Genomic DNA, 12,866 nt, shown 5'->3' with positions numbered 1-12,866 from the left:
CCCCCCCCCCGCCACGAACTGGCGGCACAGGGCGGCGCCCTTCAACAGGCGCGCGCCCTGCCCAATCCGGAACTGCAAACCGTGCTGGAAGACACGCGGCGCGCCACGCGCAGCACCACCGTGCAACTGAACCAACTGATCGAACTGGGCGGCAAACGGGGGGCGCGCGCCGCCGTCGCCCAGCGCAGCGCGGACTTGGCGCAAGCGGGCCTGTCAATGCAGCAAGCCGACACGCGCGCCGCCGTCACTTCCGCCTTTGTCGACGTGCTGGCGGCGCAGGAAGGCTTGCGCCTGGCCGACAGCGCGCAAGCCCTGGCCGCGCGCGCCAGCGACATCACGGCCCGTAGAGTGACGGCCGGCAAGGCTTCGCCCGTCGAGGAAACGCGCGCCAAGGTCGCCGAAGCGAGCGTGCGGCTGGAGCTGAACCTGGCCCGCAGCACCCTGGCCAGCGCCCGCAAGCGCCTGGCAGCCCTGTGGGGCAACGCCACGCCACGCTTCAGCGTCGCCGAAGGACGCCTGGAAACCTTGCCGGAGCTGCCCCCGGCCAGCGAACTGGCGGCGCGCCTGGAGCAAGCCCCGGCCGTGCGCCAGGCGCACAGCGCGCTGGCCCAGCGGCAAGCCATGCTGGACGTGGAACAGCGGCGCGCCACGCCCGACGTCACCGTCAGCATCGGCATGAAGCGCTCGGAAGAACTGGGCCGCAACCAGGCCATCATCGGCCTGGCCCTGCCGCTGCCCCTGTTCGACCGCAACGCGGGCAACAAACTCGACGCACTGCGCCGCAGCGACAAGGCCAGCGACGAGCTGGCCGCCGCCCGCATCGCCGTGCAAACGGACGTGGCCGCCGCCACCGAACGCCTGGCCACGGCCCGGCTCGACGTGGAAAGCTTGCGCCGCGACATCTTGCCCGGCGCGCAAAGCGCCTATGACGCGGCCAGCAAGGGCTTCGAGTTCGGCAAGTTCGCCTTCCTCGACGTGCTCGACGCCCAGCGCACCTTGCTGCAAGCCAAAAACCAATACCTGCGCGCGCTGACGGAAGCGCAACACGCCGCCGCCGACATCGAGCGCCTGCTGGGCGCCCCTGCCTCCCTGTAAGGAACACCATCCATGAACATCACACTCAACAAAAAGCAGGCGATCGCCATCGGCACCATCGCGGCCGCCGGCATCGTGCTGGCAATCCTCATCCTCGGCACGGGCAAGTCCAGCGCCCCTTCGGTCCCTGCCGCCAAGGCGGAAGCACATGCGGAAAAGAAAGACGAACACGGCCACGAAGAAGTGGAAGGCAAGCTGGAATTGACGGCGGCGCAAAGCAAGGCCGCCGGCGTCGTCATCGCCACGGCCGCGCCCGGCCGCATCAAGACGACGGTCGCCCTGCCCGGCGAAATCCGTTTCAATGAAGACCGCACGGCCCACGTCGTGCCGCGCCTGGCCGGCGTGGTGGAAGCCGTGCAGGCGGACCTGGGCCAGCTGGTGAAAAAGGGACAAGTGCTGGCCGTCATCGCCAGCACGGAATTGTCGGAACAGCGCAGCGCATTGCTTTCCGCGCAGCGGCGCCTGTCGCTGGCCCGCTCCACGTATGAGCGCGAAGAAAAACTGTGGCGCGAGAAAATTTCGGCCGAACAGGATTATCTGCAAGCGCAGCAGGCGTGGCGCGAAGCGGAAATCGCCGTGCAAAATGCGCAGCAAAAGCTCAGCGCGCTGGGCGCCACGAGTACCAGCAAAGGTCCGCTGAACCGCTATGAGATCCGCGCGCCGTTCGACGGCATGGTGCTGGAAAAACACATCACCCTGGGCGAAGCCGTCAAGGAAGACGCGAACATCTTCGTCATTTCCGACCTGTCGACGGTGTGGGCGGAAATCGCCGTGCCGGCCAAGGACCTGGCCACCGTGCGCGTGAATGGCAAGGCGGAAGTGAAAGCCAGCGCTTTCGACGCCAGCGCGCAAGGCACGATCACCTACGTGGGCGCGCTGCTCGGCGAGCAGACGCGCACGGCCAAGGCGCGCATCAGCTTGCAGAACCCCGACATGGCCTGGCGCCCGGGCCTGTTCGTCACGGTGGAAGTGGTGTCCGGCGAAGCGGACGCGCCCGTCACCGTGCACAGCACGGCCATCCAGACGGTGGAAGACAAGCCCGTCGTCTTCGTGCAGGTGAAAGATGGCTACCAGGCCACCCCCGTGGTGCCGGGCCGCAGCGATGGCACATTGACGCACATCAAGCAGGGTCTGGCCGCAGGCATGCCGTATGCGGCGCAAGGCAGTTTTGTCCTGAAGTCCGAGCTGGGCAAAGATTCTGCCGGCCACGAACACTGATCACGTCAAAGCTAAGGAAACCATCATGTTTGAACGTTTGATCCGCTTCGCCATCGACCAGCGCTGGCTGGTGATGCTGGCCGTCGCCGCCATGGCTGGCCTCGGCATCTACAGCTATCAAAAGCTGCCCATCGACGCCGTGCCCGACATCACCAATGTGCAGGTGCAAATCAATACCCAGTCCGCCGGCTATTCGCCGCTGGAAACCGAGCAGCGCGTGACGTTCCCCATCGAGACGGCCATGGCCGGCTTGCCGAACCTGGAACAGACGCGCTCGCTGTCGCGCTACGGCCTGTCGCAAGTGACCGTGATCTTCAAGGATGGCACGGACATCTATTTTGCGCGCCAGATGATCAACGAGCGCTTGCAGGAAGCCAAGGAAAGCCTGCCGGCCGGCGTCACGCCGAAGATGGGTCCCGTCTCCACGGGTCTCGGTGAAATCTACCTGTGGACGGTGGAAACGCAGGACGGCGCGAAAAAGCCGGACGGCACGCCGTACACGCCGACGGACTTGCGCGAAATCCAGGACTGGATCATCAAACCGCAGTTGCGCAATGTCACGGGCGTGACGGAAATCAATGCCATCGGCGGCTACGCCAAGCAATACCAGGTGGCGCCGTATCCGGAAAAACTGGCCGCCTACGGCATCAGCCTGCAAGACGTGGTGACGGCGCTCGAGCGCAACAACAGCAATGTGGGTGCCGGCTACATCGAAAAGCAGGGTGAGCAATTGCTGATACGTGCGCCAGGCCAGGTGGCGTCCAAAAGCGACATCGGCAACATCGTCGTTGCCAACGTGCAGGGCGTGGCGATCCGCATCCGCGACGTGGCCGACGTGGTGCTGGGGCGCGAGCTGCGCACGGGCGCGGCCACGGAAAACGGCCGCGAAGTGGTGCTCGGCACGGTCTTCATGCTGATCGGGCAGAACAGCCGCGCCGTCTCGCAAGCCGTCGACAAGAAAATGGTGGAGATCAACCGCAGCCTGCCCAAAGGCGTGCATGCCGTCACCGTGTATGACCGCACGGTCCTCGTCGACAAGGCCATCAATACGGTGAAGAAAAACCTGCTCGAAGGCGCGGTATTGGTGATCGCCATCCTGTTCCTCTTCCTCGGCAATATCCGCGCGGCCGTCATCACGGCCATGGTGATTCCGCTGGCCATGCTGTTCACGTTTACGGGCATGGTGCAATACCACGTGAGCGCCAACCTGATGAGTTTGGGGGCGCTGGACTTCGGCATCATCATCGATGGCGCCGTGGTGATCGTGGAAAACTGCGTGCGCCGCCTGGCCCATGCCCAGCAGAAACTGGGGCGGCCATTGACCTTGCAGGAACGCTTTCAGGAAGTGTTTGCCGCATCGCAAGAAGCGCGCCGTCCCCTGCTGTATGGCCAGTTGATCATCATGGTCGTGTACCTGCCCATCTTTGCGCTGACGGGCGTGGAAGGCCGCATGTTTACGCCGATGGCGCTGACGGTCGTCATCGCCCTGCTGGGCGCCATGCTGCTGTCGATCACCTTCATTCCCGCCGCCGTGGCGCTGTTCATCGGCGACAAGGTGGCGGAAAAGGAAAACGCCATCATGCGCGCCGCCAAGCGCGGGTATGCGCCGCTGCTGGACAAGGTCATGCGCAACACGCCCGTCGTGTTGACGGGTGCGGCCGTGGCCGTCGTGCTGTCGGGCTTGCTGGCCACGCGCATGGGCAGCGAATTCGTGCCCAGCCTGAACGAGGGCGACATCGCCATCCAGGCCTTACGTATTCCCGGCACCAGCTTGACGCAGTCGCTGGCCATGCAGCAGCAGCTGGAAAGCAAGCTCATGGCAAACCACAAGGAAATCGCGCGCGTGTTCGCCCGCACGGGGACGGCCGAGATCGCGTCCGACCCCATGCCGCCGAATATTTCCGATGGCTACATCATGCTCAAGCCCCGCGACCAGTGGCCGGAACCGGGAAAGTCGCGCGAGCGCTTGCTGGCGGAAATCGAAGCGACGGCTACCAGTTTACCGGGCAACAACTACGAGTTTTCGCAGCCGATCCAGCTGCGCTTCAATGAGCTGATTTCCGGCGTGCGCAGCGACGTGGCCGTGAAACTGTTCGGCGACGACATGCTTGTCCTCGACAGCACAGCGGCGAAGATCGCCGGCGTGCTGGGCAAGATCCCGGGAGCCACGGAAGTGAAGGTCGAGCAGACGACGGGCCTGCCCATGCTGACGGTGCAGATCGACCGCGAGCAGACGGCCCGCTACGGTCTCAACATTGCCGACGTGCAGGCGGCGATTGCCACGGCCATCGGCGGGCAAGAGGCCGGTACGCTGTTCCAGGGCGACCGCCGCTTCGACATCGTCGTGCGCCTGCCCGACAGCCTGCGCAGCGACCTGGAGCAATTGAAACGCCTGCCCATCGCCCTGCCGCTGGGCGCGGCGGCGGAAGGCCGCGCCCGCTTCATCCCGCTCGGTGAAGTGGCCAGCCTGCAAGTGGCGCCGGGACCGAACCAGATCAGCCGCGAAGACGGCAAGCGCCGCATCGTCATCAGCGCCAACGTGCGCGGGCGCGATATCGGCTCGTTTGTCGCCGACGCCACGCAGCAGCTGCAAGCGCAAGTGGCCATTCCCGCTGGCTACTGGACCAGCTGGGGCGGCCAGTTCGAGCAATTGCAATCGGCCACGAAACGTCTGGAACTGGTGGTGCCCGTGGCGCTGGCGCTCGTCTTCGTGCTGCTGTTCGCCATGTTCGGCAACGTGAAGGATGGCTTGCTGGTGTTCAGCGGCATCCCGTTCGCATTGACGGGCGGCATCGTCGCTCTGTGGCTGCGCGACATCCCCATGTCGATCTCGGCGGCCGTCGGCTTCATCGCCCTGTCCGGCGTGGCCGTGCTGAACGGCCTCGTGATGATCGCCTACATCCGTCAGCTGCGCGAACAGGGCATGCCCTTGCAGGATGCCATCCGAGAAGGGGCGATCACGCGGCTGCGGCCCGTCTTGATGACGGCGCTGGTGGCGTCGCTGGGTTTCGTGCCGATGGCCATTGCCACGGGCACGGGCGCCGAAGTGCAGCGTCCGCTGGCCACCGTGGTGATCGGCGGCATCCTGTCATCGACGGCCTTGACCTTGCTGGTGCTGCCGCTGTTGTACCGGCTCGCGTATCGCAGGAAAGAAGAGGAGGCAGGTCGGATTAGCGTGGCCGAAGGACATACGTAATCCGACACATTGTTGACGCCGGTGGTGGTGTCGGATTACGCGGAGCAAAGCCCCGCTAATCCGACCTGGTCATGGCCGGCGGTAGCCGCCCTCGATCCAGTTCGCGGCGGAGGTCGCGTTGAACTTGAACGCGGCCGAGGTACGCACCTTGGCGATCTGTTCGCCGTCGGCGTCATAGGCGCTCAGTTCCGCGTACGGGTGGTCTTCGTCGGGGACGATGTCGAACATCACCTTGACTTGCCCCTCGTCGGTGGCGACGAACAGGTTCTTGTGCAGCTGCGCATGCAGCTGCTGCTCGTGGCGGCGCAGCACCTCCGAGGCCGTCTTGACCAAGGTATTGAAGGCGTTGACGTCGAGCGGCTTCGGGTTTTTCTTGTCGCGGCCCATGGTCCACGGGCCCACCAGCGCCGGCTCCGGTTCGCCATCCTTGATCATGGCCACGGCCCAGCCTTCGTCTTCCTCGTTCTTGATCACTCTCGCCGTCCAGCCATTGCCTACCCACAGGCGCGGCTCCTGGATCGGGGCGTCATTGTCCTGCTCGGCTGCTTCGTCGGAAAACTCGGGAAAATCGGTACTCATGGCGGTGCTCGTGATGGAAGGTCGGGGCTAGCATGATAGTCGAAAACGCCCGCCCGTGCCGCGTTCCCGGCGGCACGGGTGAACGTTCAACACTTCCGTCCGGCATCTTCCCACGCGACTGTCAGCACATGGACATGGCAGGCCGGTTGGGCCAGGTCAGCGGCGGACCGGGCGGCACCCAGCGCGGGTCGATGGCCGGCAGTGGCGCATGGTAACTAAAGGGATTGATGATGATCGGCGGTATCGCCGATGGCGCACCGACGGGCTCGGCGCAGGACTGCGTGGCGCTACGCTGGCGCGTGATTCGATGGTCGTGGGGGGATAGCGATTGATCCCCGGTATCTGCAAACAAAAGCATGTTGCCCTCCTTGCGAGAGTGAGGTATTCAGTATAGGACGGCTTGCGCACATTACAAGAAAAGAAATCTTGTTCCAGATCAGCGTTTTCTGGCCGCCAGCGCCTTCCATACCGTGAAAATGACGGCCTGTCGCACGCCGCTGGCGGCAAGCCGGGCGCGCCCCTACAGTGTGACCATGCAACACCCCATCACCCACACTGCGAGGCCTATCATGAAAAAACTGCTCACCTTCGTCCTCATCGTCATGCTCGCCTGCCTCTTCCTCGACAAGGTCGGCGGCAGCGACATGCACATGCAGCTCAACGGCGACGATATCGACGGTCCGCTCGAGTGGCTGTTCGGCCTCGTGTTTGCCGGCGGCGGCTTGCTGATCGCCGCCATTGCCGTGGTGTGCGCCGCCGTCGTGACGGGCGTGGTGCTGGCCGGCGTGGGCGTGGTGCTGATCGCCGCCGTGGCCCTGTGCGTGGTGCTGGCGCTGGCACTGAGCACGCCCGTGCTGCTGCCGCTGCTGATACCCGTGGCCATCGTCTGGCTGATCGTCAGCCGCAACCGCAAGCAGGCGCAAGCGCGTCAGCACAGCCTGTAATCACTGCGCCATGAACTTGCTGAGCACGCCGTCGCCGCCGCCATCGTTCTGTTCGATGCGGTTGCGTCCGCCCCGCTTGGCCCGGTACAGCGCCTCGTCGGCGCGCGCCAGCACGGCGTCGCAATCGGCATCGGTGCCGGCCATGGCGGCCATGCCGATGCTCACCGTGATGGTGATCACAATGCCGCCATCGATGGTCAGCGAACTTTCCGCCACGCGCCGGCGCAGCCGTTCGGCAAACACGGCGGCGGCGCTCAGATCCGTGCCCGGCAACAAGATGGCGAATTCCTCGCCGCCCACGCGGCCCGGCACGTCGACCTTGCGCAGCGCCTGGCACATCAGCGCGCCCAGGTGGCGCAGCACGGCATCGCCCACGGCATGGCCATACTCGTCGTTGACGCGCTTGAAGTGATCGATGTCGAGCATCAGCACGCTGGCGCAGCTAGCCAGTTCGCGCTGCAAGCGGGCATGCTCGTTTTCCAGCGACGCCATGAAGTGGCGCCGGTTCGGCAAGCCGGTCAGAAAATCCGTGGTGGCCAGCTGCAGCAATTCCGCGTTCATGCGCTTGCGTTCGGTGATATCGAGCGAAGACACCATGACGAAATCGAGGCTGTCCGCATGGCCGGGCATCACCAGCAAGCTCAACTCGTTTTGCCGCGCCGCGCCATCGAGACGCACGAAACTGCTCTCGCACTCGTACAGGTGAGCGCCGCCAGCCAGCGCCAGCAGCGCGTCGCCGAAACGGGGCAAGGCGCTGTCGTCGAAATTCTGCGCCAGGCTCAACGCGCCACGGCGCTGGTCATCCTCGTTGGCGCGCACTTGCGCCAGCGCGGCGCCGTTCGCATCGATGATGCGCACCAGCCCCGCCAGCCGCCGCAGCGCATCGGGATTGGCCTGGAAGTGGGCGCCCAGGTCGCGCACGCCCGCTTGCTCGAGAGCATCGAGCGCGGCGCGCACGGCCGACCAGTCCTGTTCCCACAAGGCGACGGGCGCATGGTCGTACAAGCTGCGGAAACGCGCTTCGCCCGCGCGCAGGGCCAGCGCCACCTGCGCCTGTTCAATGGCCATGCCGGCCAGGTGCGCCGCCTCGCTCAGCCGCGCCAGATGCGCCGCGCCCGGCAAGGTGGGCTGGCGGTGATACGCCATCAGCACGCCGAGCATCTTGCCCGAGCCGCCACGCACGGGCTCGGCCCAGCACGATTGCAGCTGAGCCCGGTACGCCAGTTCCATCGTTTCCTGCGCATCGGCATGCAGGTCGCCCACGATCACGCGCTGGCCGTCGCGCACGGCTTGCGCGGCGATGCCGTGCACGCCCTGCAGGGTGTCGAGGTCGTGGCCATGACTGGCCAAGTTGAAAAACGCGGGCAAGCTGGGCGCCGCGCCCAGCACCAGGCGGTGGCGGTTTTCATCGAGCAGCAAAATACTGCACAGCATGGCGGGATGGTCGGCTTGCACGCTCAGCACCACGCTTTCCAGCACCCGTTCCAGCGGCGCGCCCGTGGCCAGCATTTCCAGCACTTGCCGCCGCGTGTGTTCGCGCCGTTCCATCTGGCTGCGCTCGCTGATATCGCGGAAAGTCCACAAGCGCGCCTGTTCATTGCCCAACTGCATGCTGCGCACATATTGCTCGACCACCCGTCCATCGCGCAGGTGCAGCACGTCGCGCCGCTCGCGGTGGCCGTGCGGCGCGTGGGCGCGTGCTCCGAGGAAAGGCGCCGCCTGCTCCAGCTGACTTTCCACGTGGCGCACGAGCGCCGTGCCATCGGCTTGCCAGTCGAGCGCGTCGGGCACTTGCCACAGGTCGCGGAAACGCCGGTTCGACGTGAAGATGCGGCCGTTGACGTTGTCGACCAGAATGCCGTCGATGGTCGAATCGAGGATGCTGCGTAGCATGGCCTGGCTGCGCTGCGCCGCTTCGGCCATCGCCAGCACGCTGGCCTGCCCCTGCTCCAGCTGGCCGGTCAGCTCGCTCGAGCGCGCCAGCGCCGCCTGAGCGCGGGCGCGGCCCGCCGCCAGCAGCCAGGTCGCCAGCGCCAGCACGATGCTGGCCAGCAAGCCTGTCCAGGCCACCAGACGCGGCCGCGCCAGCAGCTCGCCATCGAAGCCCGGCATGGCGCGCACGCGCAAGGTCCAGGGGCGGCCGGCGATGGTGATCACTTGCAGCGACACGAGGCTGTCCGACGCGGCAGACGACATGCCGCCCGGCAAGCTGTCATACATCAGGGCCGCCTCGGCCATTTGCGCGCCATCATAAATTTCCAGGTCCAGCTGGTGCGCGCTCTCGCCGCCCACGCCCGCCATCAGGTCGCCCATGCGGAACGGCGCAAACACCCAGGCGCGCAGGGCGGCGCGCCGCTGTTCCACGCTGGCATGCAGCAAGCCGTTGTCATACACGGGCAGCACGACGAGGAAGCCATGCGCCTGGGCGCTGCCGCCATCTTGCACCAGGTGGATCTTGCCCGTCATGGCGGCTTGCCCCGTGTCGCGCGCCTGCTCGAGCGCGGCGCGGCGCACGGGTTCGGACCAGATGTCATAGCCGAAGGCCAGCAGGTTGCTGTCGCTTAAGGGTTCCAGATAGGTGATGGGCGCGTGCCAGGCGCGCTGGCCGGGCGGACGCACGGCATAGCCGGGATAGCCCTCGGCGCGCACGCTGGCCTCGTGCCGCGCCAGGGCGGCGCCAGGCAACAGCGGCAGGTAACCGATGCCGTGGATGCCGGGAAAGTGGCGGTCCACCTGCTGCACCGCCAGATAGGCATGGAATTCGCGGCGCGTGACTTCCTGCGAACTGGCATACAGTCCCTGCACCCCGTGCAGCACCTGGATGTAGGTCTGCATGCGGCCGGCGATGTTGCCCACCAGTTCGCGCACGCGGAAATCGAAATCGGCCTGCACCTGCTGTTCGCTGGCGTCGTGGGCGTTGCGCCAGGCGCCATACGTCAGTCCCAGGCACAGGGCCAGCACCAGCGCGGCCAATGCGCGCGGTCCCACCCAGTGCGACACTGGCTTGGCAAACCACGACGAAGACGCGCGTGTAGACATGACAGGCTGACAGACAGAACGGCATCAAACCATTTCACGGCCAGCAACATGGCTGGCAGCGGGCTGCACGACTACCATCGGTAGTCGATGAGAATGATAGTACGTTACAGCGGGCGCCCTTGCAATGCTGAATATTGTATTAAAAAGACCACACATTTCGTCAATGCAATGATGTGTACTCCAGGAAAATTCGATGCCATGAAAACCATCTGCTCTCACTGGTATGATCGCCCCGCAATCCATCATCAAGGAGCCGCGTTTGCAGCAAGATAGCTGGCAGGGAACACTATGGCTGGCGCCGGACTTCGCCATCCTGCATGGCGCGGCGGGCGCCACGGCTAGCCACGCCCACTATGCGCATCAATTGATGCTGAGCACGGGAGCACCCTTCACGGCCGAGCTCGACGGCATCGTCCACACGGCGCGGCACTTGCTGGTCGACAGCCTGCGCCCGCACGCCATCCTGAGCGCGCCGGCGCCCATGCTGACCATCTACGCGGAACCGCAACGTCTGGGCGGCGCGGCCCTGCTGGCGGCAGCCGCCAGCGCCGGCGTACCCAGCCTCGACAGCCTGGCTGCCGCGCTGCAGGCGCAGCCACGCGAGCGCTTGCCCGATCCCCGCCTGCTGCGGGCGCTGGACAAGGTCGATGCGCTGCTGTCGGGCAAGGTCAGCGCGGCGGCCGTGGCAGAGGCCGCGCATTTGTCGCTGAGCCAGCTGGAACGCCTGTTCAGCGCCCAGCTGGGCTTGCCCGTGCGACGGCTGGTGCTGTGGCGCCGCCTGCGCCTGGCCATCCGTTTCATTTTGCTCGGCAGCACCCTGACGCAGGCGGCCCACGGCGCCGGCTTTGCCGATGCCGCGCATTTTTCGCGCACCATGCGCAGCCTGTTCGGCGTGCGCGCCGACCGCAGCTTGCGCCAGCTCGACGTCAGGCTGCTCGATTGACGGCACGATTGAGCGCCTGCTGCAAGCCGGCCGGCAACTCGGGCGCGCGCACGCCCTCTTCCGCGCGGAACGGTTCCAGCAGTTGCGGTCCATAGGCGACGGGATAATCGGGACGGCTGCCGATGCCCAGGTCCTCACCCCGCATGCGGTAGCCGGGCGCGTCGAAGGCCGTGCCCAGCAGGCGGTCCCAGCAGGTAAAGAACAGGCCGAAATTCACATCGCCGGCCGTGCCGTACTTCATGTGATGAAAACGGTGCAAGGGCGCCCAGGCGAACACGTGGCGCAGCGGCCCCATGCGCATGTGGACATTCGCGTGCTGCAGCAACAGCTGGATCGCCACGGCAAACGCCAGCACGGCCATGACCTTCTCCGGTATGCCCAGCAGCAGCAAGGGCAGCATGCCGCCCGCCGCTTCGAGCAGCAGGTGCAGCGGATGTTTCATCCAGCCATTGAAACCGTACATGCGCTGCACGCTGTGGTGCACGGCATGCAGTTTCCACAGAAAATAATAGCGGTGGCTCAGGTAATGCACGAGCGTGATGCCGCAGTCGGCAATCAGGATCGCCAGCAGCAGCTGCGCCCAGAACGGCAACTGGACTGGCCAGAATGCGCCCAGCGCCAGATGCCCGGCCAGCAGGGGGAAGGCAGCCAGGCCCAGCAGGTAGAGCGCTTCATTGACGAGCGCGTGCAACGTATCGCGCCAGCCGTCGCCGTGACCGTCGTTCCACGCGCCGTCATACGGCGCATAGCGTTCGGCAAGAAAGGAAGTGAGCAGGGCCAGCAGCAGCAAGGGCGGCAAGACCCAGAAGGAATGTTGGCTAACCGCAATCAGGTAACAGGCGGCGCCGATGAAGCCGGCCCAGAACACGGGGCCGTACAGCGCGGCAAAGAGGGATTTCATGGCAAGACGCTCCTGTGGCAAAAACCACAGCATGGCTGCTCCCCCTGCCGCGCCGCTTGAAGAAACGGCGCAACCTGTTACTTCAGGGCTTTTCTCGCAGCATATTGCTGGTAGCCATTCGCGCGCAGGGCGCAGGCGGGGCAAGTGCCGCAGCCATAGCCCCAGTCGTGCAATTCACCCCGCTCGCCCAGGTAGCATGTATGCGTGCCGCTGCGGATCAGGTCGACCAGCGGCTGGCCGCCCAGGTCTTCCGCCAGGTCCCAGCTTTGCGCCTTGTCCAGCCACATCAGCGGCGTTTCCAGTTTCAAACGCGTGTCCATGCCCAGGTTCAGGGCCACTTGCAGCGCCTTCATCGTATCGTCGCGGCAATCCGGGTAGCCGGAAAAATCCGTCTCGCACATGCCGCCCACTAACACCGTCAAGCCGCGGCGATACGCCACGGTGGCGGCGACAGTCATGAACAGCAAGTTGCGTCCAGGAACAAAGGTGTTCGGCAAGCCGTTTTCCTGCATGACGATCTCGACGTTCTGCGTCATGGCCGTATCGGAAATGGCGGAAATCAATGACAGGTCGATCATGTGGTCCTGGCCCAGGCGGCTGTCCCATTCGGGCGACTGCTGGCGCATCTGTTCCAGTACGCCGGGACGCACGGTCAGTTCGATCGCATGGCGCTGGCCGTAATCAAAGCCGATGGTTTCCACTCGGCTATAGTGTTTGAGAGCCCAGGCCAGGCAGGTGGTGGAATCTTGTCCACCGCTAAAGAGCACCAGTGCGGAGTCCGTTGCTAGCATAATTTCTTTCTTTTCAGTTTTATTCTATTCAATAGTGCGCGGGGAAACATGATTCCCATTGCAAAAAATACTTATTCGTCCGCCATCAGTTTACCTATTCCGGTAACATGCAGTCAGCATTTACTTATCTGGAGCACCATGTTTTCTGCACGACCCATAC

General features: G+C 65.1%; 9 protein-coding genes. 5 read left to right on the top strand and 4 right to left on the bottom strand.

Annotated features, from left to right (window positions below):
* The 3 genes from VM94_RS03385 to VM94_RS03375 form a co-directional block, all read left to right on the top strand.
* The coding region (locus VM94_RS03385; RefSeq protein ID WP_082127531.1) for a TolC family protein at positions 1-1,095 on the top strand (1,095 nt) is incomplete at its 5' end.
* Between the two features lie 12 nt (positions 1,096-1,107).
* The gene (locus VM94_RS03380; protein WP_046682182.1) at positions 1,108-2,313 is read left to right on the top strand and encodes an efflux RND transporter periplasmic adaptor subunit; all 1,206 of its coding nucleotides are present in this window, start codon (positions 1,108-1,110) and stop codon (positions 2,311-2,313) included.
* Between the two features lie 25 nt (positions 2,314-2,338).
* Complete coding sequence (locus VM94_RS03375) at positions 2,339-5,509, top strand: efflux RND transporter permease subunit (protein WP_046682181.1); 3,171 nt, start codon at positions 2,339-2,341, stop codon at positions 5,507-5,509.
* Between the two features lie 69 nt (positions 5,510-5,578).
* Here VM94_RS03375 and VM94_RS03370 read toward each other — a convergent pair whose 3' ends face one another.
* Complete coding sequence (locus tag VM94_RS03370) at positions 5,579-6,088, bottom strand: hypothetical protein (protein WP_046682180.1); 510 nt, start codon at positions 6,086-6,088, stop codon at positions 5,579-5,581.
* Between the two features lie 569 nt (positions 6,089-6,657).
* Between VM94_RS03370 and VM94_RS03365 the strand changes: the two genes are divergently transcribed.
* Positions 6,658-7,032: a hypothetical protein gene (locus tag VM94_RS03365; protein WP_046682179.1), complete on the top strand. Its 375-nt coding sequence runs from the start codon at positions 6,658-6,660 to the stop codon at positions 7,030-7,032.
* Here VM94_RS03365 and VM94_RS03360 read toward each other — a convergent pair whose 3' ends face one another.
* Complete coding sequence (locus VM94_RS03360) at positions 7,033-10,071, bottom strand: sensor domain-containing diguanylate cyclase (protein ID WP_052755491.1); 3,039 nt, start codon at positions 10,069-10,071, stop codon at positions 7,033-7,035.
* A 223-nt stretch (positions 10,072-10,294) separates the two neighbouring features.
* On the opposite strand from VM94_RS03360, the gene VM94_RS03355 reads away from it, so the two are divergent.
* Positions 10,295-11,014, top strand: coding sequence for a helix-turn-helix domain-containing protein (locus VM94_RS03355; protein WP_046682178.1), 720 nt, complete (start codon positions 10,295-10,297; stop codon positions 11,012-11,014).
* Here VM94_RS03355 and VM94_RS03350 read toward each other — a convergent pair.
* Both VM94_RS03350 and queC read right to left on the bottom strand, forming a co-directional pair.
* Positions 10,998-11,915 (bottom strand): sterol desaturase family protein, encoded by a 918-nt coding sequence (locus tag VM94_RS03350; RefSeq protein ID WP_046682177.1) that lies wholly within the window; start codon positions 11,913-11,915, stop codon positions 10,998-11,000. The two genes, VM94_RS03355 and VM94_RS03350, sit on opposite strands and share 17 nt — an antisense overlap.
* Before the next feature lie 77 nt (positions 11,916-11,992).
* Complete coding sequence (queC, locus tag VM94_RS03345) at positions 11,993-12,706, bottom strand: 7-cyano-7-deazaguanine synthase QueC (RefSeq protein WP_046682176.1); 714 nt, start codon at positions 12,704-12,706, stop codon at positions 11,993-11,995.
* Positions 12,707-12,866: the final 160 nt, after the last annotated feature.

It is taken from the genome of Janthinobacterium sp. KBS0711 (genome assembly GCF_000988085.1).
Lineage (GTDB): Bacteria > Pseudomonadota > Gammaproteobacteria > Burkholderiales > Burkholderiaceae_D > Janthinobacterium > Janthinobacterium lividum_E.
This window is presented reverse-complemented; position numbering and strand designations above follow the sequence as displayed.

Coding starts and splice junctions, on each gene's coding strand:
- VM94_RS03365 (WP_046682179.1), top strand. CDS start 6,658: ATGAAAAAACTGCTCACCTTCGTCCTCATCGTCATGCTCGCCTGCCTC.
- VM94_RS03380 (WP_046682182.1), top strand. CDS start 1,108: ATGAACATCACACTCAACAAAAAGCAGGCGATCGCCATCGGCACCATC.
- VM94_RS03375 (WP_046682181.1), top strand. CDS start 2,339: ATGTTTGAACGTTTGATCCGCTTCGCCATCGACCAGCGCTGGCTGGTG.
- VM94_RS03355 (WP_046682178.1), top strand. CDS start 10,295: ATGATCGCCCCGCAATCCATCATCAAGGAGCCGCGTTTGCAGCAAGAT.
- VM94_RS03350 (WP_046682177.1), bottom strand. CDS start 11,915: ATGAAATCCCTCTTTGCCGCGCTGTACGGCCCCGTGTTCTGGGCCGGC.
- queC (WP_046682176.1), bottom strand. CDS start 12,706: ATGCTAGCAACGGACTCCGCACTGGTGCTCTTTAGCGGTGGACAAGAT.
- VM94_RS03370 (WP_046682180.1), bottom strand. CDS start 6,088: ATGAGTACCGATTTTCCCGAGTTTTCCGACGAAGCAGCCGAGCAGGAC.
- VM94_RS03360 (WP_052755491.1), bottom strand. CDS start 10,071: ATGTCTACACGCGCGTCTTCGTCGTGGTTTGCCAAGCCAGTGTCGCAC.